The 20,518-nt window shown below is 47.8% G+C and carries 11 protein-coding genes; 7 read left to right on the top strand and 4 right to left on the bottom strand.

Annotation, left to right across the window (positions count from 1 at the left end; all coding sequences use genetic code 11):
* Positions 1-105: 105 nt before the first annotated feature.
* Both MEALZ_RS12035 and MEALZ_RS12030 read right to left on the bottom strand, forming a co-directional pair.
* Entirely contained in the window at positions 106-609 is a 504-nt protein-coding gene (locus MEALZ_RS12035) for a hydrogenase maturation protease (protein WP_046061132.1), read from the bottom strand.
* 267 nt (positions 610-876) lie between these two features.
* The gene (locus MEALZ_RS12030) at positions 877-1,704 is read right to left on the bottom strand and encodes an alpha/beta hydrolase (protein WP_014148916.1); all 828 of its coding nucleotides are present in this window, start codon (positions 1,702-1,704) and stop codon (positions 877-879) included.
* A gap of 379 nt (positions 1,705-2,083) precedes the next feature.
* On the opposite strand from MEALZ_RS12030, the gene cobO reads away from it, so the two are divergent.
* Positions 2,084-2,620: a cob(I)yrinic acid a,c-diamide adenosyltransferase gene (gene cobO, locus MEALZ_RS12025; protein WP_014148915.1), complete on the top strand. Its 537-nt coding sequence runs from the start codon at positions 2,084-2,086 to the stop codon at positions 2,618-2,620.
* Positions 2,621-2,741: 121 nt separating this feature from the next.
* Positions 2,742-3,107, top strand: coding sequence for a hypothetical protein (locus MEALZ_RS12020; protein ID WP_014148914.1), 366 nt, complete (start codon positions 2,742-2,744; stop codon positions 3,105-3,107).
* A gap of 215 nt (positions 3,108-3,322) precedes the next feature.
* Here MEALZ_RS12020 and MEALZ_RS12015 read toward each other — a convergent pair whose 3' ends face one another.
* Both MEALZ_RS12015 and MEALZ_RS12010 read right to left on the bottom strand, forming a co-directional pair.
* Positions 3,323-4,546, bottom strand: a complete 1,224-nt coding sequence (locus MEALZ_RS12015) for an aminotransferase class I/II-fold pyridoxal phosphate-dependent enzyme (RefSeq protein WP_014148913.1) — start codon at positions 4,544-4,546, stop codon at positions 3,323-3,325.
* A 140-nt stretch (positions 4,547-4,686) separates the two neighbouring features.
* A complete protein-coding gene (locus MEALZ_RS12010) occupies positions 4,687-5,628 on the bottom strand; it encodes an L-threonine 3-dehydrogenase (RefSeq protein ID WP_014148912.1) in 942 nt (313 codons plus the stop codon).
* A gap of 980 nt (positions 5,629-6,608) precedes the next feature.
* Between MEALZ_RS12010 and MEALZ_RS12005 the strand changes: the two genes are divergently transcribed.
* The 5 genes from MEALZ_RS12005 to MEALZ_RS21025 all read left to right on the top strand — a co-directional run bounded on the left by MEALZ_RS12005 (position 6,609) and on the right by MEALZ_RS21025 (position 20,191).
* Entirely contained in the window at positions 6,609-7,724 is a 1,116-nt protein-coding gene (locus MEALZ_RS12005) for a response regulator (RefSeq protein WP_014148911.1), read from the top strand.
* Positions 7,721-12,475, top strand: a complete 4,755-nt coding sequence (locus MEALZ_RS21030) for a PAS domain S-box protein (protein WP_014148910.1) — start codon at positions 7,721-7,723, stop codon at positions 12,473-12,475. The genes MEALZ_RS12005 and MEALZ_RS21030 overlap by 4 nt, the downstream gene beginning before the upstream one ends.
* 4 nt (positions 12,476-12,479) lie before the next feature.
* Positions 12,480-13,025 carry a PAS domain-containing protein gene (locus MEALZ_RS11995; protein ID WP_162472951.1) on the top strand — a complete coding sequence of 182 codons (546 nt, stop codon included), beginning with the start codon at positions 12,480-12,482 and terminating at the stop codon, positions 13,023-13,025.
* A 651-nt stretch (positions 13,026-13,676) separates the two neighbouring features.
* Positions 13,677-16,670 (top strand): chemotaxis protein CheB, encoded by a 2,994-nt coding sequence (locus MEALZ_RS11990; protein ID WP_014148908.1) that lies wholly within the window; start codon positions 13,677-13,679, stop codon positions 16,668-16,670.
* Positions 16,667-20,191 (top strand): bifunctional diguanylate cyclase/phosphodiesterase, encoded by a 3,525-nt coding sequence (locus MEALZ_RS21025; protein ID WP_014148907.1) that lies wholly within the window; start codon positions 16,667-16,669, stop codon positions 20,189-20,191. Before MEALZ_RS11990 ends, MEALZ_RS21025 begins: the two co-directional genes overlap by 4 nt.
* Positions 20,192-20,518: the final 327 nt, after the last annotated feature.

The following is a 20,518-nucleotide window of genomic DNA, read 5'->3' as shown; positions in this document are numbered from 1 at the left end:
GTGTCCGTCAAAGGACGCCGTGAACCCAGCACCTAAATTATTCAAGGCAATTAATCATGGCTATTGAGTTATGGAATTTAGGTGCTGAATCAATAAATCGATTTTTTATTCTTCATGGTGAAATGCTTTTTCGGCTAGCTCACGCCAAATTTTGACATTCGGCCGTTTTAATAATCGTTCGGCATATTGGTCGGCCCGTTGTAAATTTTTCCGCGCTTTCGGGCTTAAATCGCTGCCTAATTCGAATTGTTCGCCTTGAATGCTCAACAAGAAACAAGGCGGAGGGGTTTGGTGCTTGATGGTTTGATACACTTGCAACACGGCGGCCGGGCTCATCGCATGCGTGGTGTAACTTTTGTCGTGAGCGGGCTCGAGTTCCCTGAAATCGAACGCGCCGTTGCAGGCGACCGAGGCATCGATAAACAACACTAGATTTCGGTCTTCAAGATCTAGGGCATGTTCGATCTGTAGTTGAAAGTCGTTCAAAATTTCGACGGAATCCAATTCTATTCGCTCTTGAATCATTTCCAGCAGTAATGGGCCGAGTGCGTCGTCGCCCCGGCTCAGGTTGCCGTAGCCGAAAATCAGAATGGGTAAGGTTTTATTCATCATGCAATCCTATCGATAAAAAATTTTATTTCGACCCGCGTGGCGTTAGGAATATGCACAAAATAACTTCTACAAGTAGTAGGCTTTGCGGAGGTTCGGTGACTCGCTTGACAGGACGCCGTGAATACGTCCCTGTAGGCTTGACGGCGGCTATCAGATTGCCATGGATGGCATGAATGCAGATTTTGCAGGAGCAAAAATCTGCCCTGCCGCCGACACCTGTCAATCGAGCCACCGACCCCCCTTCCAGCAGTTGTCTAAGTTATTTCATGTTCGTTCCTTAATCAATTGGTTTTTAGCGCTTATCGTAGCAAAAAAATCCAGAAGGACTTCCCTGTTTTGACGAAATTTAAAAGTCTGTATATGACCGCCTTGAGTTGGGTGGAATCGTTTAGGTGGCTTGGCGGTTCGATAAAGTTGCCTGCCGTGGTCGAATGGAATGATTCTGTCGTCGGCGCTATGAAAAAACAGCAACGGAATTGGTGTGAGATGTTCGACGACTTCGATAGGGTTGTAGGGGTAGTTTAACGACCAGGCAAACAGGTATTGAAATGGCCAGGTTAGCCAATGGTTGGCAGCGGCATCGCGGGCAATTTGAAAATAGCCGGTGAAGGCCGCATCGCTAACGATGCCGTCTAGATGTTGCCGGGCAGATGGGTTCCGGGCGGCAAAGTAGATGCCGAGACTGGCGCCGAGGCTTTGGCCCAAAAGAAATAGCGGTTTCGATTCGGACTTTGCGATCAGCCAATCGAATCCTGTTTCGATATCGAGAAAAATTCCCGGCAGGTTTGGCTTGCCTTCGGAATGCCCGAAACCGCGGTAATCGATTAACAAAACCTGATAGCCCTGTTCCGGTAGCCATTTGACGTTATGAATGTGCGTGCTGATATTTTGCGCATTGCCGTGCAAGAAATAAACGCTGCCTTTGAGTTCACCCTGCGCCGGTAAAAACCAGCCGTGAATCGTGAGATCATCCGGAGTCTTCAGATAGACGTCTCGATAGTGAAGACCCAGCGATACGGGCTTGAGAACCTGCCGTTCATTCGGATAGAACAATAGGCCGGAGCATCCGCAGCAACTCAATACAATTAACATCGCTATAAACCTAAAAAGATCAGTTGAGAGCCTCAAACTCCCGTTCGCCCTGAGCCCTTCGGCTTCGCTCAGAAGAGCCCTGTCGATGGGTGAACAGGAGTTTGAGGCTTCACCAGGTCGGTGAAAGTGTTGTAGACCCTTCATGCTTCGACTTTACTCAGCACGAACGGTCTACAACATATACCAACTGCTCTTTCTAGGATAAAAGATCGACACATCCTGTAAGTTGAAATTTCGATTGACATGGTGTCGATTTTAAACGGTAAAGGACCTTTATAAAGCGAAGTCATAGTGTCGATGTTGAAGGCTCGGTAAAACTTGCGTTCACGAATGAAGGTGTTACTCTGCTCGACATTTGATAACTTGTAAAGGAGATTGGATGAAAGCGAGAGATAAGCGGCGTGGCTTGGTGTTGGTCAATACCGGCGAAGGGAAGGGCAAATCTTCGAGCGCGTTGGGTATGGTATTTCGCGCCGCCGGCTGGGGCATGAAGGTTTGCGTGATTCAGTACATTAAAGGTCAATGGCAAACGGGCGAACACAAAGCCGCGGAACGTTTCGACAATATCGAATGGCATGCTTTGGGCGACGGTTTTACTTGGGATACGAAAAATCCCGAGCAGGATATTAAAACCAGTCGCTCGATTTGGGAGTTCAGTAAGGAAAAAATTAAGTCTGAAGCCTATGATTTCGTATTGCTCGATGAAATCAACTATTGCTGCGGTTATGAATGGATCACCGGACAAGAAATCGCCGAGTTCATTAAAAATGAGAAGCCGTCCTGGATGCATTTAGTGCTGACCGGGCGCAATGCCGCGCCGGAGGTCATTGAAGTCGCCGATACTGTGACCCATATGACGCTGGTTAAACATGCGTATACCCAGGGTATCAAGGCAGAGCAGGGAGTTGAGTTTTAAACGGCTCTAAGCGAAGCATTGCCGAGATAAGCGTATTGGCATAGAATTCATGGGGTATTGCCGAATGTTTTGAAATGTCTTCGGTATCATACTTATAAAAATAAACAACCTAGAGGGTGCTATGACTGAAACAACTAAAATTGTAATTGCGGTTATCGGCGTTTTTGTCGTCGGATTTATTGTCGTGGGTGTCAGCAAACAAGAATCCATCGAGGAAAAAGAGTCGGCGGCAATGATTAGAACTTATGTAGCGATGCAGGAAATGGCATCTAAAAAATGCCCTGCCGCAATTATGAAAGAAACCGGCGAGCAGGTGTTTTTTCCATCCGAAACGAAAAGCGACAAGGAGTCATACGTAACTTATAACTATCAAGGTGAAACCGATGCATTCAAAAACGCTTCTTGCACCTTGCGCTTAGAGCTCGGTGGTATTTCCGACTTGGTCATCGACGATAAAGTCATCATCAAAAAAGAGAAAAAAAATTAGAACCTCGTAAACGTTCAGACCGGGTACATGGAAGTACCTACATAGCCTTTGGTTAAAAATTACTTCCTCGATAGACACATCCTATACCTTTTTTTCTTAGACGATTTGTCAATCCAAAAGAAGTAGGAGAGCAAAAATGATTTACATATGAATAATAAGTTTTTGAATTAAATTATTATTCTTCATGGTCTTCATGGTGAAATGCTTTTATTAGATTAATGTTTAAATTGGCTTAGAACATCCAAAAAATAATCGATGTCTTGTTCAGTGTGAGCCGCTGAAATCTGTAGCCGGATTTCTTGTTCGCCTTTCGCGACAATCGGGTAATTCAAGCCGGTAACCAATATGTCGTGCTCGAAGCAATGTTGCACTAAGGCCCCGGTTTTATCGGTATTCCTAATCATGATCGGCACGATCGGATGTTCGCCGGGTAAGGTTTCGAATCCCAATTGAGTTAATCCGCTTCTGAGCTTGAAGGCCAGCATTCGGATATGGTTCAGCAGGCCTTTGCCTTCGGCGCTGTCCAGTATATTCAATGCGGCCAAAGCTGCCCCCGCTTCCGGAGGGGTAATCGGATTGGAATAAATATAACTCGCCGATGTTTCCCTTAAATAGTCGATTACCGTCCGGCTGGACACCACATATCCGCCGTTGACGCCGAGCGCTTTGCCGAGTGTTGCAATCAAAATGTCCGCTCGGCTTGCAGTGATTTCCTCGGTGCCGCGCCCGGACGATCCGAGCGCGCCGATGCCGTGCGAATCGTCGACGACCGTCAAAATTCCTTGTGCGTAATCGGCTTCATGTTTTCTGCGTATCGCGTCGATTTTATCCAGCGGCGCATGGTCGCCGCGCATACTGAAGACGCCGTCGGTGACGATGATTACTCGTTCCGCTTGGCCTTTGTTATCGATCAGTATGCGTTCCAGTTCGCTCAGGTCCAGATGCGGAAAGACGGCTTTTCGCGCCGTTTTTGCCAAACGAATCGCATTGATAATGCAGTTATGATTGAGTGCATCGCTGACGACTAACGTGTCTTCATCGATCAACGCCGGTAAGATGCCGATCATGGCCGCATAGGCCGCGCTGAATAGCATGGCCGAGTGACGATCGTGAAATTCGGCCAGGCGGTTTTCCAAATCGATATGAGGTTGATAGGTGCCGCTGATAAACCTCACCGCGCCGGGGCCCGTACCGAAGGTTTCGGCGGCTTTCGATTCGGCGGCAATGACAGTGGGATGGCTCGATAGACCCAGGTAGGCATTGGCATTCATTCTCAAAAATGTCCGATCCGGGTAATTCTGAAGCAATACCCTGGGGCCGAGGCCGTTTTCGGCAGTTTTGAATCCGGTGATGATTTTTTCCTTGCCTTTTGCGATACCTTTGTCTTGTATCGCGGAGAGTCGGTCCCTTAACTGTGCGTCGAGTTTGGCAAGTGTCATGATGACCTCTTTTAGCGGTTAGCGGTTAGCGGTAAGCAGTAAGCGGTAAGCAGTAAGCAGTAAGCGGTAAGCAGTAAGTAGTGAATAGTGAATAGTGAATAGTGAGTAGGGGTTTGGTTTATTGAAAGGGCATTATCGGTTTATTCGGCTATGTGCTCTAGCATGTCTTCGACCATCGTTGCTAGGTCGTATCGCGCTTGCCAACCCCATTCTTGCCGGGCGGCGCTATCATCCATGTGACGCGGCCAAGAGTCCGCTATGGCTTGCCTAAGCGGGTCGATTTTATAACTTATTTTGAAATTAGGGATATGCCGGCGAATTTCTGCGGCCAGTTCCTCGGGAGTGAAACTCATCGCGGTCACATTGTAGGCATTGCGGTGGATCAAGCGTTTGGGATCGGCTGTCATTAACTGCAAAAACGCATCGATCGCGTCCGGCATGTACATCATATCCAGTTGCGTATCGGGTTTTAGATAGCATGTGTAGTGTTGCCATCGAGCGGCAGCGTTGAATATTTCGATCGCGTAATCGGTCGTGCCGCCGCCGGGCGGTGTTTTATAGGAAATCAATCCCGGAAATCTAAGCCCCCGAGTGTCAAGGTTATAGCGCTTGTGATAATAATCGCACAGTAATTCGCCGGTTACCTTGCCGATGCCGTACAGAGTATTGGGTCGTTGAATCGTATCCTGGGGCGTATCGAAAGCCGGCGTGTTCGGGCCGAAGGCGCCTATCGAACTGGGGAAAAATACCGAGCAAGCGTGTTGGCGTGCGATTTCCAAAACATTGAACAAGCCATCGATATTGACCGACCATGCTCTTTGCGGGTCCGTTTCGGCAACTGCGGACAATAACGAAGCGAGGTGAATGATCGTATCGATGCGATAGTCCTCGACAATTCGGGCCAACGCCGCGACGTCTTCAATGTCCAGCCGGCAATAGGGGCCTGCGTTCGATATCTCGGCATCGGTTTTTTTGCGGTGGCCGGCGGCAATAACGGAATCATTGCCGTATCGCTGTCTGAGAGCTGGCGTCAATTCCGAGCCGATTTGTCCGGTGGCGCCGGTTACGAGGATGGTTTTCATCGGTTTTTAAAAAATAGCGGTCAGCGGCGATAAATCCGAGAAGTCGAATGAATTATAAACGGCATTGGTTGGAATTGTCCCGTTCAGCTAAAGTTCAAACAGGAACAAACGCATTAAAATCAATTATTGGATTCAAGTCATAACTGCAATTGTAGTAGTTATGTCAGCAATTCCCAATTTGGAGATCAAAAAGGGTGTGGGGTATGCTTGGCGAGGATGTCGGCAGCAGGGAGCTGCCGCCAAGCCCCCATGGATGGGTTTACGGCGTTCCTCGACAGGCATACCCCACACCCTAAAATCGGCGATACTGCTCAAACTGGGAATTGCTGTAGTTATGTAGCCTTTCGGCTCCAGCAAGGCCGATAGTTTAGGGGGTGCCGTAATTTTATACCTATCGCACTTCAAATTTCGGCATTAGCTTATGGAGGCGTCGGGGCGTTCGCAAAGGCTTTGGCAGCATGGAGCTGGCATAGAGACTATATGGACGTATTCACGGCGTCCTCTAGCGGACACCCAGGCGGCAAATTTTGATCTACACGGGTATAACCCAAGCTATAAGAAACGTTGTAAGTCCTTTGGATCATATGCGCTAAGTAATCATTCGAAGGTATGTTATTCTTTAATCCATAAAAGGCAACTATTCAGACCCCCGGCAATTATCGTTCCTACGCTCTGCCTCACTGCCATTAAGTTAAGCCGTTCGTGGTGAGCCTGTCGAACCATGGACGGCTTAACTTATCGACCCAGGATTTTTCCATTCACCCTTCGACAGGCTCAGGGCGAACGGAAAAATCCTTAACTTAATGGCAGTGACGCTCTGCGTGGTAATGCCTGAGTACCGCTTTAGCGATACTTGACGCTAGAGCGTCTCGGTCTTCGTTCCCACGCTGGAGCGTTGGAACGATAGGTGGGATGTAAATAATTACAAAAGTAGTGAGTTCGATGATATCCATCAGCTCTCGGCATTTTACTCGAAGATTATGACTCAACCGACTGTTCTTATCGTAGACGACGAGCCTTCCAACCTGGCGCTGATCAGCGAAATTCTAAAGCCCGATTACAGCGTGCGGGTCGCCAATTCCGGTCTTCGCGGTCTTATGCTGGCCCGAGCGGAACCCGTTCCCGATTTGATCTTGCTCGACGTGATGATGCCCGATCTAAGCGGACACGATGTTCTGCAAACGCTCAAATCCGAGCCTTCGACCCAAAACATTCCGGTTATCTTTATTACCGCTTTGGACAGCCAAGAAGACCAAGTCAACGGTTTCCAATTGGGTGCGGTCGATTATATTACCAAGCCGATCATGCCGCCGGTCGTCTTGGCCAGAGTGCAAACGCATATCGAATTAAAAAGCGCCCACGATCGTCTGTTCGACCAAAACAAATGGCTCGAAAGCGAAGTTAAAAAACGTATGCTCGAAAACGATTTGATCCAACAAGTCAGCATTCGCGCATTAGCCCATTTGGCGGAAACCCGAGACCCTGAGACCGGCAATCATATTCTGCGCACGCAACATTATGTGCGCGAACTGGCGATACAACTGAAACAAAATCCGCGTTTCAGCGCCATCTTAGACGATCAATATATCGAACTCTTGACCCGCTCGGCGCCGCTGCATGACATCGGTAAAGTCGCAATTCCAGACCATATCCTATTGAAACCGGGGCCGCTGACCGATGACGAATGGGTCATCATGAAAACCCATGCCGAACGCGGGGCGGCAGCCATCGAGCTGGCCGAACAAGATGTCGCGATAAATGTCGACTTTCTGATGCTGGCCAAAGAAATCGCGCATTGGCATCACGAACGCTGGGACGGTAGTGGCTATCCGGATGGGTTGAGCGGCGATGCGATTCCGCTTTCTGCACGCATCATGGCCGTTGCCGACGTATTCGATGCACTGACGATGAAGCGCGTTTACAAACCGCCGATGCCGTTCGGTGAAGCGAGAGACCTGATCGTCGCCGGCCGAGGCAGTCAGTTCGACTCCGATATGATCGACGCCTTTCAATACTGTTACACAACATTCAAACAGATCGCCAAACGATTCGACGATGTTACCGCAGCGTCGTTATCGGCAATTTCAGCGACATGAAAAAAACGACAAAACCGATTCAGCGAAAAACTTTTCGGCTTTTCATCGCATTACCGTTGTTATTGGCGATTAGTGGAGTGACGCTGACGGGTCTCTATTGGCAACAAGTCCGGATCAATCAAGAAAGCAACGCCCAGCAAGACTTCGAACATCAATTTGAGCGATTGGTCTTTCTGATTCAAGACAGAATCGAAGACAGTGAGCAAGTCTTGCGTAGCATTGTGGGGCTCTTCGCGAGTAGCGAACACGTAGACCGTCAGGAGTTTCAGCAATTCATTACCGGGCTCGGCATCCAAAACTATTTTCCCGGCGTCAACGCGTTCGGGTTTGTTCCGTTGATCGAACGCAGCGCACTTAACGCGCACATCGAAGCGGTAAGGGCCGAAGGCTTACCGGGCTATCGGGTCTGGCCAGAAATGCCGAATGACATGCATGCGCCGATTGTCTATATCGAACCGTTCGACGCACAAAACCGGCAAGCGCTAGGTTATGACAGCTATTCGGAAAGGTTGCGCCGTATGGCAATGGATAGGGCCCGAGACAGTGGTCGTGCGGCAATGACGGCCAAAACGATACTCATTCATGAGCCCGCAGCCGAAGCACAGCCCGGATATATTCTGTATATGCCCGTTTATAATCCGGTTACGTCCGGCAATGCGGACTTGCCCGAATCCAACCGCCAATTTATCGGTTGGGTGTTCTCCGCCGTGCGTATCAACGACATGATGCAAAATTTGCTGTCGCGTCCACAATACAATCTGTGTTCATCGCTGTCTCTGAAAATACATGACGGTATCACGACTACGCCCGAACATTTACTCTACGCACAGAACAGCGACACAGCATTGGACGCTAGGTCGCTGAGCCGCAGCTTGACCTTGGCCGGAAACACCTGGACCGTGACCGCAACAATGCCGCCTGAATGCGCTACGGAATCTGCGTCGCATCAATCTTTATGGATCGCATTGGCCGGACTCGGTATGACATTACTGCTGACACTGATCGCCGCGATACTACCCCATCATTATTTGCTTATTCAACGTTACCTGGGACAAAAAGAGTCCTTACAAGAATATGCATCGCTTTTGCGCATCGCCGAACGCTTAGGTCGCATGGGCGGCTGGAGCGTCGATCTAAGCAGCAACCGGGTCAAATGGTCCGAAACGGTCGCGGCGATTCATGACAAACCGTCCGGTTATTCGCCGACACTCGAAGAAGGCATAAGCTTTTATGCGCCGGAATGGCACGACAAAATCCGCGAGGTATTTAATCTCTGCGCCACGCAAGGAACCGCTTATGATGAAGAAATGGAAATCGTTACGGCGACAAGCCGACGGGTTTGGGTTCGCGCGATCGGCGAAGCCGTTCGTGACGGCACCGGTAAAATTGTTAAAGTGCAAGGCGCATTTCAAGATATTTCCGAAAAAAAACGCACGGAACTGGCCTTGCGCGACAGTGAACGTCGCTTTCGATTTTTGTTCGAACAAACACCAAGCATTGCTGTGCAAGGTTATGACGAAGAGCGCCGCGTGACCTTTTGGAATCGGGCAAGCGAAGCCTTATATGGCTATACGCGCGAAGAAGCGTTGGGGCGTCGTTTGGAAGACTTGATCATTCCCGACCCGATGCATGAGGAAATTATTACCCATATCAATAGCTGGATAGCCGGCGACCCTGGCATTCCGGCTGCAGAACTCACGTTGCGGCGCAAAGATGGCACACCGGTCACGGTCTTTACTAATCACGTCATGCAAGAAGGTCCAGCCGGTAAAGAAATCTATTGTATGGACATCGATTTAACAGAACGCAAACGAATCGAAGAGGCATTACAGGAAAGAGAAGAGCGCTTTCGCATCGCTTCGACGATTGCGAACGATTTGGTGTACTCCTGTAAAAAGGGGCGAGATGGTCATTACCGATTGGATTGGATTGTCGGCAATGCCGAGGCGATATTCGGTGACGACAATGACGCGCTCATGGCACAGGGTTGTTGGCGCCATTATGTCGCGCCCGAAGATCAAATGCTGTTTTCGAGGTCCATTACCGCGCTCGAACCCGGCAAATCGAGTCATGTCGTTTTGAGCATAAAACATCGCAATGGCGAACGACGATATATTCAATCGGCGGCTTATGTCGAAACTAAACATACCGATGACGGACAGCCGGTGCTATTCGGTGCCTTAGAGGATATCACCGCGCGCATTCAAATGGAGATGGAGCTAACGCATTCGTATGAACTGATGCGCTATGTCATCGAACATAACCGGGGCGGCATCGCGATTCACGATCGCGATTTGAAATACTTATATGTTAGTCAGCGTTATCTCGATGACTATCGCGTTTCCGATCCCGACATTATCGGCAGGCACCACTATGAGGTGTTTCCAAACTTGCCGCAAAAATGGCGCGACGCTCATCAAAAAGCGTTGCAAGGCATTGTCTCTTTCGCCGATGAGGATACCTATCTGCGCGAAGACGGAAGCGTGGAATGGGTTCAGTGGGAATGCCGGCCCTGGTATAACGCCGACGGCTCGATTGGCGGGATCATTATCTACACAGAAATGATTACCGAACGTAAAAAAGCCGAAGAACAGTTAAAAAAACTTGCGCTCGCGGTCGAGCAAAGCCCCGAGAGTATCGTGATTACCAATGCCGACGCGCAAATCGAATACGTCAATCAGGCTTTTAGCGCTAACACCGGTTATACGCTCGACGACGTTCTATTGCGAAACCCGCGTATTCTGCATTCCGGTAAAACGCCGCAAACGAATTATGAAGCGATGTGGCAAACCTTGAGGCGCGGCGAAACCTGGAAAGGCGAGTTTTACAACCAACGCAAAGACGGCGGCGAATACATCGAATTTGCGGTCATAACGCCGCTTCGTCAACAGGACGGGACGATTACACATTATGTCGCAATCAAAGAAGATATTACCGAAAGAAAGCGAATTGCGACCGAACTCGACAAGTATCGCAATCATCTCGAAACCCTGGTGGAATCACGCACGGCGGAACTGCAAACGGCCCGGCAGCAAGCCGAAGTTGCGAATAGAGCTAAAAGCGCGTTTATCGCCAATATGAGCCATGAAATCAGAACGCCGTTGAACGCGATACTCGGTTTGGCGCATTTAATGCGCATCGACGCGACCGCCGCGCAAAGCGACCGTCTGAATAAAATTGAAATCGCCGGTCGGCATCTGTTGTCAATCATCAATGATATTTTGGATTTATCTAAAATCGAAGCGGGTAAGATACAGCTTAATCATGTCGATTTTCATTTATCGGCGGTACTCGATCATGTTCGGTCTTTGATCGCCGAATCCGCACACATGAAAAATTTGGCGATTACGCTCGACGATGACTCAGTCCCGGAGTGGCTGTATGGAGACGTAACGCGGCTGCGCCAGGCGCTATTGAATTTAGCCAGTAATGCCGTTAAATTCACCGAACATGGGTGCATTGAGATAAGGGCAAAACTACTCGAGGCACGCGATGACGATTTGCGGGTGCGTTTCGAAGTGCAAGACAGCGGTATCGGTCTCGAAGCGGAACAATTGCAACGTTTGTTCCGCCCGTTTACGCAAGTAGACGAAACGATTACGCGGCAATACGGTGGAACCGGATTGGGCTTGTCGATTACCCTCCGGCTTGCCGAATTAATGGGGGGTGAAGCCGGCGCCGAAAGTGAGCCGGGACAAGGCAGCACGTTTTGGTTCACCGTCCATCTGCAAAAAGGTCACGGCGTATTACCGGCAGATGCAGAAACCGGACCAATAGACGCCGAACAACAATTGCGCGATACCCGCCGGGGGCAACGCGTGTTATTGGCCGAAGACAATCCGATCAACCGCGAAGTCGCGCTCGAACTGCTGCATAGCGTCGGTCTGTCGGTCGATGTCGCCGAAGATGGCATCGCTGCTGTCGAAAAAGCGAAACGACAACACTACGATTTAGTGTTGATGGACATGCAAATGCCCAATATGGACGGATTGGCCGCGACTCTGGCCATTCGCGAATTACCAGGCTACTGCGAAACGCCGATTTTGGCGATGAGTGCTAATGTATTCGATGAAGATCGAAAGTCTTGTTTAGCGGTCGGCATGAATGACTTTATCGCCAAGCCGGTCGATTTGGAGCAACTTTACAATACCTTGCTGAAATGGCTTCCTGCATCGACTAAAACAGTTAGCTCCGCGTATATTCAAACCGATCCGGTACCGCTCAGCACGATGTTGCAGCCCGATTTACCGCAGCGATTATTGTCATTATTTGTCGAGCATCATCGAGACGATGTACAGAAACTGCATGACGCTCTTCAAGCCAACGATACGCACAGGCTTCAACAGCTTGCCCATGCATTGAAAAGCGCTGCCGGCAATATCGGCGCGCAATCGTTGTCGGCACTAGCCTCACAGCTCGAAATTGCGGTGCGTACAAAACGCGATAACATTACGGATTTGACACGGGATCTCGCGCAACAGCTTGAAGAGGCGATGCAACAATGGCTTGAAGTTCTCGAGGTTCGTCAAACCGAAGAAATCGAGATCGATTCGGATAGGGCCGAATTAATTATCGAACCACTTAAAGCTTTGCTTCGCATCGGCGATATCAAGGCCATCGATATCGCCGAACGCGAAGCGGCGTTATTACGCGGCGTTTTGGGAAAAACACAAGGCAACGAATTGCTGCATCTGATTTCAATATTCGAATGGGAAAAAGCGCTCGATATACTCGAGCGGCACGATGATTAGGGCCATGACAGACACAATCCTTTTAGAATTTAGCGTTGACGCCAATAATGTCATTATCGCCATTAATGGTAGCTGGGATGAGTTTGCCGACGCAAATGACGCACCGCAACTCAAAAAGCAACACGTCGTTGGTAAATCGTTGTTCGATTACATTAGCGGCAATGTTACTCGCCAGTTTGTGCAAAAGTTACTCGATATTGTCCGGCAAAAAAATACTAGCGCCTGTTTTGATTATCGGTGCGATGCGCCAAACTTGCGCCGTTATTTACAAATGCGGCTGATGGCGAATGAGCGTGGCGAAGTGCGAATTAGCAACTACCAATTGCATACTGAGCCGCGTGTGGCGCCCATTTTTTTTATACGTTCCAACCAGCGTGATCGCCACACACGAGTGCGTTGCAGTATTTGCAATTTACTCAAGCAAGCTGAGCAGTGGGTTGAAGCGGAAAGCTTGCTAAAAGATAAAGAACCATTAACGGTGTCGGTGATCTATGGTGTTTGCCCGCAGTGCCAACATCAACTAAAACAATTACAATCCTCTCCAAGCTAACGTTTGAAAAATACTACGAAGGCTTATAACCCTAGCAGGACTGGGTTTGCAACCCATACGCATCAAGCTAAGGATGTCGCTAAAACTAACTTCCTGACTTTCTCAAGTTTCTTGTAGGGGCAAGTTCTCATTCGCCTAGGGCGATAAAATCGCCCTTGTATTGAATTTAGGTCGCTTCGAGGACTTCGATATAAGCCGTGGGTATCGAGCGTCAGTGACTTCGAAAGTCGCGACGAAGGCGTCGCTCCCACAGAGGGTGACTAATGCACTGTGGGAGCGATCCCCAGATCGCGATATCGAGGCCGAGAATGTCAAGTTACAATAAATGGCTTCGAGGTCACATTGTCTAAGACTGCAAAAGGGTAATACATGACTTATGTATTAACGTTTGAAAAATACTACGAAGGCTTATAACCCTAGCAGGACGGGGTTTGCAACCCCGTTCTAAACGTTTTGACTTTGGCCGAAGTCAGCCGAAATGTTTAGGGCAAACCGAAACGTTGGGGACGGGTTAAATAACCCGTCCCGCAGAAGAAAACAATTACAATCCTCACCAAGCTAACGTTTGAAAAATTCTACCAAGGCTTATAATCCTTGGTAGAATGGTGCCGGTTTAATTGCTCTTAACATTAAAATAGGTTTCTTCGCATCATGGCGCGAAACAAAAAATACTCCAGGCGAGTCATCGCTAGTGGCGTTGCCACGCCTATCGAAGACCCGCTCGATTTATCGCAAATCCCTACTCTCAATTCCTCACCAAAAACTACTCGCCTGTTTAACGGTTATGTGGTCGCTATTGGCGCATCCGCCGGTGGTTTAGACGCCTTGGAGCGTTTCTTCGACAAGCTCTCGGTAACTTCGGGAGCGGCCTTCGTGGTTGTCCAACATCTTTCCCCCGATCACAAAAGCATGATGGATAATTTGCTCGCACGGCATACGGCCATGCCGGTGTTGATGGCCGAAAACGGCATGCAAATTAAACCTAACCAGGTATTTTTGATTCCGCCGGGTAAAAATATGACAGTGGCTGGAAGCCAGCTACGGTTGTTGCCCAAAAATCCGCACGGCTTGAGTTTACCGATTGATTTATTTTTCACCTCCCTCTCCAAGGAGTTTGGCAAGCATTCGGTTGGCGTGATTCTCTCCGGCACCGGTTCCGACGGTACCCGAGGCGCGGTAGCCATTAATGATGCCGGTGGTTTTCTTTTGGCGCAAGACCCGGAAACCGCTAAATTCGATGGAATGCCGCGTAGCGTCATTGCCACCGGCTTAGTCGATGAAGTTATCCCGCCTGAAATGTTGGCGGCCAGAATTGTCGGTCATGTTAGCAATAGCATTCAACCGACTGTAAAGTTGAATGATACTGGGCAAACGTCGCATGGTGATCCTTTAGAAAATATTTTGCATTTGCTGTATCAAGTCGGCGGTATTAATTTTAAGGAGTACAAATCGGCAACGGTACAACGTCGAATTGAGCGACGGATGCAGGTGCGTCATGTGCGCGATTTGAGCAATTATTTATATCTGCTGGAAAGTGATCGTAACGAAATTATCACCCTGAAGCGAGATATTCTAATTCCGGTGACCAGTTATTTTCGCGACGTAGAAACTTTTGAATTATTGGAAAAAACGGTAATTCAGACTTTGGTGGAAAATAACCCCGATAATCAATCGTTACGGGTATGGGTTGCCGGTTGCGCGACCGGTGAGGAAGCCTATACGCTGTCTATTTTATTTGCTGAAGCCTTCGATAAATTGCGTCGCTGGCCACAGTTAAAAATATTTGCCACCGATGTTGAGCAGCAAAACATCGAGTTTGCCAGTGCCGGGGTATATCCGGAAGCGATAGCCAACGAATTGTCGCCAGAACGCCTCGAACGATTTTTTAGCCGCAGTGGCAATCAATTTATCGTCAAAAATGAAATTCGTCAGAATATCGTGTTTGCGCGGCACAATATTCTCGATGATCCGCCGTTTACCCGCATGAATCTAGTCAGTTGCCGAAATACGCTGATTTATTTCGATGTAGCGGCACAAGAACGCGCTTTGCTCTGTTTTCAATATGCATTGGCGCATAACGGTTATTTGTTACTCGGCTCTAGTGAATCTTTGGGCACGTTACATAAAGATTTCAGTGTCATCAATGCTAAACATAAAATTTATCGCGTCTTACGGCCCGTTTCGTTACCGCTTAATTTTAAAAATAGCACCAACCATAATGATAACCGCATGCGCGTGAGTCAGCCGTACCGCGAAAAACATCGGAATGCCGAAAGCAGTATTATCGAATCTGGCCAGATGTTATTGATGCAAAGTTACGCACCGCCAGCGTTATTAATTAATGAGGAACGCGAATTGGTGCATGTCTATGGCGATGTTCAACGCTATATGCAAATTCAAGCAGGCAGCGCCAGTTTGGAAATTTCCAAATTGTTGGTGGGTAAAATGGCACCGGTATGTGTAGCCTTGCTGCATAAGGTAGCTAAAGACAATATGCCGCTACATTCAGAAATTCAGTTGCTTGATTCGGCTAAGAAACAAAGCGAATGGGTGCGGGTTGTACTGAGGTCGCTAATAGAGGATGCGCCGAAAGAGCGTTATTTCTTAATGTCTTTTGAGGTGTTGGCGCCCAAAGAAATATCCTTGGCAGGTAGTAATAATATTGACGTAGAGGCGGTTTCTAATGACCGTATTCAAAGCTTGGAAATGGAGTTATCGGCCACCCGTGATAGTTTGCAAGCGACGATTGAAGAGCTGGAAACCTCCAACGAAGAATTGCAAGCGACTAATGAAGAGTTAATGGCCTCGAATGAGGAGCTGCAAAGCACGAATGAAGAATTGCAATCAGTCAATGAGGAGTTGTATACCGTTAATGCCGAAAATCAGGAAAAAATAGATATTCTAAACCGTTTGAACGCCGATTTAGACAATATGACGCGTGCCGCACTGATTCCTACCCTATTTGTGGACAGTGATCTGAATTTAACCCGTTTTACGCCTGAAGCAGGTTCTATTTTTCGTATTCGGGAAGGTGATATTGGGCGACCGATTGACGATTTTGCCCACGAAATGGAATATCCGGAGTTCCTGCACGATTTGCGTCGCGTGATCTGTACGGCGCAATTGATGGAGCGTGAAGTCAAAACTCGCAATGATCATTGGTATTTGGTTCGTGTCTTGCCTTATATCGATCGACCGAGAAACATCAGTGGGGCAGTATTAACTTTTGTCGATATTACCCAAATCAAAGATGCGCAGCGTCTCCAAGCCATTTTAGATTCCCTACCCGAACATATTGCCGTGTTAAATTCGAAAGGCGTCATTACCATGGTAAATAAAGCCTGGCGGGATTTTGCCCAAAGCAATGGTGATCGTGAGCTCGCGCATACTGGCCCGGGTATCAATTATCTTGATGTTTGTAAAATTAAACATGTACTCGATGATACCGTTGCCCACCAAGTGCTTATAGGTATTAGCCAAATTCTTAGCGGCGAGCAAGCGCATTTTTCCATTAAATATCCTTGTCATTCGCCCACAGAACGTCGCTGGTTTTTGATGCACGCCACGCCTGTGAGGCATCCGTTGGGTGGCATCATTGTCAGTCATGTCAATATCACGGCATGGGTAGAGGGTGAGCAGGCATGAGTAGTATTAAGCAATTAGCAATCGAGGCATTGCAACGCGGCGATTTTGATTTTGCCCTACAAGATGTTGCGCGTGGTGAAGCGGATGTTTCCCGCTTAGTCGAAGACCTTAAAATCTATCATGCGGAATTAGAAATTCAAAATGAGGAATTACGCCAAAATCAAATCATTACCGAAAATGCCATGCGCCGCTTTAGCAGTTTGTTTGCGGCTTTGCCGGTACCGGCTTTAGTTATCGATGAAGTTGTGGTCATCCATGAGTGTAATGCGATAGCTGAACAACGGTTTGCCTTAAGTCGCAAGCAATTACGTTCACATTATTTTCCTCGCCTGCTACCTAAAAAAGAGCATGGTCGTTTGCGGGAATTATTGCAGAGGGCTCGAAGCGAAGGTTCCGCGAGGGTAACCGGTATTGAATTAAAAACGGCCGACGAACAACAGTTTATAGCTGATATGCATCTTTCGTTATTGTCCGAGTTAGCAGAAAATTATGCGCAGCACTTTGTCGTTTTAATTGTCGATCAAACCGCAGCGGTTAAGCAACAGGTGCTGCTAGAAGAAAGTCACCGACACTTTCAGGCTTATTTTGATTCGGCGCCGGTCGGCATGGCAGCCATCAGTGCCGATAAACAATGGCTAGAAGTCAACGATAAACTCTGTGATTTGTTCGGATATTCGCGCGATGCGCTGATTAAACTGACCTGGATGGATTTAACGCATCCCGGCGATCTTGACGCCGAATTAGTGCAGTTTAATGACATACTCACAGGTAAGCATGAGGGTTATACACTGGATAAGCGGTGTATTCGCAGTGACGGCGAAATCATTGATGTGCATGTGATCAAACAAGGGGTGCGTAATGCCATCGGCCAACTTGATTATATAGTGGTCATTATCGAAGATGTTTCCGTTCGCAAGCAGGCAGAACTTGCCTTGCTGGAACGCGATCAGGCTCTCGAAAATCTGTCCTTGAGCTTACGCGAGCGTATAAAGGAGCTAAAAGCGATTTATGCTATTTCTCGAGCGTCACAATTAATTAGCGATCAAGATGCTTTTTTTGCCGACGTGTTAAAACTGCTACCCATGGGCATGAATTACACAGACGATGTCTCGGTGTCTATTAATTTACCTTCCAAAACTTATAGCAACGATACCTTTTCAGCCACAATGGATAAGCTGGAAAGCGATATTCAGGTTGACGCGCAAGTGGTCGGTAAAATTAGCGTCGGTTATAGGAATCCGCATATTTTGCCAAACAACAAACCGTTTCTTGATGATGAAAAACAATTTATTGAGGGCATAGCGGAATTAATTGGTTTATTTCTCACGCGTATACGCAGTGAACAAGTCCAAGATTTAACCAGTCAACGCAATGCCGCCCTATTAAGTTTAACCAGGCAAGCTACGAAAATGGATGAACAGTCTCTGCTGCGTTTTGCCCTTGAGCATGCCGAGGCGTTAACCGATAGCCACCTCGCTTATGTACATTTTGTCAACAGCGATCAAAATACCATTAGTTTAGGGGTATGGTCAGGTAAAACGCTGCAAAATTGTGCAGCGGTGCATGATAATCATTACCCGTTAGCGAATGCCGGTGTGTGGGCGGATTGTTTTCGTTTGCGTCGGCCGGTTATTCATAATGATTACCCGGCATTGGATAATAAAAAAGGGTTGCCGGAAGGCCATGCGACCTTATTACGTCACGTGAGCGTGCCGGTTATCGAAGACGATAATGTCGTGATGATTATGGGGGTAGGTAATAAACAAGACTCTTATGATGCGGGTGATTTGGCCATATTAGAAATGTTGGCCAATAATGCATGGGCCTTAGTACAACGTAATCGGCAACAACGCAAACTCGAACTTGATGCGATGGTGTTTCGTTATAGCCGAGAAGCCGTAGTCGTCACGGACGGTGAGCAACGGATCCTCTCAGTTAACCCTGCCTTTACCCTAATTACCGGTTACACGGAAACCGAAGTGCTGGGTTTAACCCCACGTTTGCTCAAGTCAGGGAAGCATGATGATAGTTTTTACCAACAGATGTGGGCGAAACTCAATCTTGAAGACTATTGGCAAGGGGAAATTTGGAATCGGCGTAAGAATGGAGAAATCTATCCGCAATGGCTTGGTATTTCGGCTGCGCGTACGACACCCGAGGGGCGTCCGAGTGAATACATTGCTGTATTTATGGATATTACCGAACATCAACAAGCCCGAGAGTATATTGAATTTCTCGCGCATCATGATCCCTTGACCTCACTGCCTAACCGTACTTTATTAAAAGACCGTTTTCAGCAAACGGTGTCCTATGTGCAACGCCAAGGTAAGAAGCTGGGCTTGTTATATTTGGATTTAGATCACTTTAAAAACGTTAATGATAGCTTGGGTCACCCGATAGGCGACAAACTGTTGTTGGAAGTTGCCTGCCGTCTGCGAGACTGTGTGCGTGAAGCCGATACCGTTAGTCGCTTAGGCGGCGATGAATTTGTCGTCTTACTAGGTAATGTGCATCATGTCGATAATTTAGCTGATATTTCGACGAAAATTTTAACCGCGCTGTTACGTCCTTTTGATATTGAGGGCAATAAACTACAGTTATCGTGTAGCATCGGTGCCTGTTTATATCCTGATGATGGAGAGGAATTTGATGGGTTGCTACAAAAAGCCGATACGGCACTGTATCAGGCTAAATTCAATGGACGTAATACCTATAAGTTTTATACCGAATCAATGAATGTGGCGGTGATGCGCCGCATGTCTTTAGAAAATGCCATGCGTTTGTCGCTGGAGCGCGAAGATTTCTTTGTGGTTTATCAACCTCAATTTGACATTAAAAGCGGACAGATTGTCGGTGCTGAAGCTTTAGCGCGCTGGCATCATGCAGAACTGGGGATTATTTCACCGGCAGAATTTATTCCGGTTGCGGAAGAGTGTGGATTGATTGTTACCTTAGGGCAGTCGGTGCTGCGTCAAGCTTGTCGGCAAATGCAACAATGGTTGCTACAAGGGCATTATTTACGAGTGTCCGTCAATGTGTCTTGCGTGCAATTTTTACGGCATAACTTATTGCAAACGGTCATCGAAATCTTGGAAGAAACCGGTTTGCCGCCTCACCATTTGGAATTAGAATTAACCGAATCCATTTTGGTTACCGATCCGGAGTATGTGTTGCAGGTGGTGAATACGTTAAACCAACGAGGCGTACAATTTTCGATTGATGATTTTGGTACCGGTTATTCCAGTTTAAGTTATCTCAAACGCTTCGCGGTGGACAAACTTAAAATTGATCAATCCTTTGTAAGAGATATTCCAGGTGACGCTGACGATGAAGTATTGGTCGAAGCCATTGTGAATCTTGCCCACAATTTACGCCTTAAATGTATTGCCGAAGGCGTGGAAACCCAAGTGCAAGCGGATTTCTTACGCCAATTAGGCTGCGATCAAATTCAGGGGTATTTATTAGGCAGACCGTTATCAGTAGATGCAATGCAGCAATTATTGAGTAGTCAGTCACGGTAACTATAGAGTCGGTTAAGACATCGCGAAAGTAATTATTCAGACCCTTGTTTTAAAATAAACTGGAACTTTAGCCTCTCCCTTTGAAAAAGGCTATGTTCGCGTTAGCAGTTGAAACGATTCTCTTTCCTACTAAATAAACCACTTAGGAAATAGTCAATGATTGCTTTCCAATACGCTGAGCGTGGAAGAGGGTACGATTACTCGCTTGACAGGACGCCGTCAAGCCCCCATGGATGGGTTTACGGCGTTCCTCGACAGGCATACCCCACACCCTAAAATCGGCGAAACTGCTCAAACTGGGAATTGCTGGTGTATTAAGGCGCCAAC

Origin of the sequence: Methylotuvimicrobium alcaliphilum 20Z, from assembly GCF_000968535.2 — a bacterium.
Taxonomy (GTDB): domain Bacteria; phylum Pseudomonadota; class Gammaproteobacteria; order Methylococcales; family Methylomonadaceae; genus Methylotuvimicrobium; species Methylotuvimicrobium alcaliphilum.
Note: the sequence above shows the minus strand (reverse complement) of the source record. Positions and strands in the feature narration are given on the sequence as shown.

Coding starts and splice junctions, on each gene's coding strand:
- MEALZ_RS12035 (WP_046061132.1), bottom strand. CDS start 609: ATGAATAAAACCTTACCCATTCTGATTTTCGGCTACGGCAACCTGAGC.
- MEALZ_RS12030 (WP_014148916.1), bottom strand. CDS start 1,704: ATGTTAATTGTATTGAGTTGCTGCGGATGCTCCGGCCTATTGTTCTAT.
- cobO (WP_014148915.1), top strand. CDS start 2,084: ATGAAAGCGAGAGATAAGCGGCGTGGCTTGGTGTTGGTCAATACCGGC.
- MEALZ_RS12020 (WP_014148914.1), top strand. CDS start 2,742: ATGACTGAAACAACTAAAATTGTAATTGCGGTTATCGGCGTTTTTGTC.
- MEALZ_RS12015 (WP_014148913.1), bottom strand. CDS start 4,546: ATGACACTTGCCAAACTCGACGCACAGTTAAGGGACCGACTCTCCGCG.
- MEALZ_RS12010 (WP_014148912.1), bottom strand. CDS start 5,628: ATGAAAACCATCCTCGTAACCGGCGCCACCGGACAAATCGGCTCGGAA.
- MEALZ_RS12005 (WP_014148911.1), top strand. CDS start 6,609: ATGACTCAACCGACTGTTCTTATCGTAGACGACGAGCCTTCCAACCTG.
- MEALZ_RS21030 (WP_014148910.1), top strand. CDS start 7,721: ATGAAAAAAACGACAAAACCGATTCAGCGAAAAACTTTTCGGCTTTTC.
- MEALZ_RS11995 (WP_162472951.1), top strand. CDS start 12,480: ATGACAGACACAATCCTTTTAGAATTTAGCGTTGACGCCAATAATGTC.
- MEALZ_RS11990 (WP_014148908.1), top strand. CDS start 13,677: ATGGCGCGAAACAAAAAATACTCCAGGCGAGTCATCGCTAGTGGCGTT.
- MEALZ_RS21025 (WP_014148907.1), top strand. CDS start 16,667: ATGAGTAGTATTAAGCAATTAGCAATCGAGGCATTGCAACGCGGCGAT.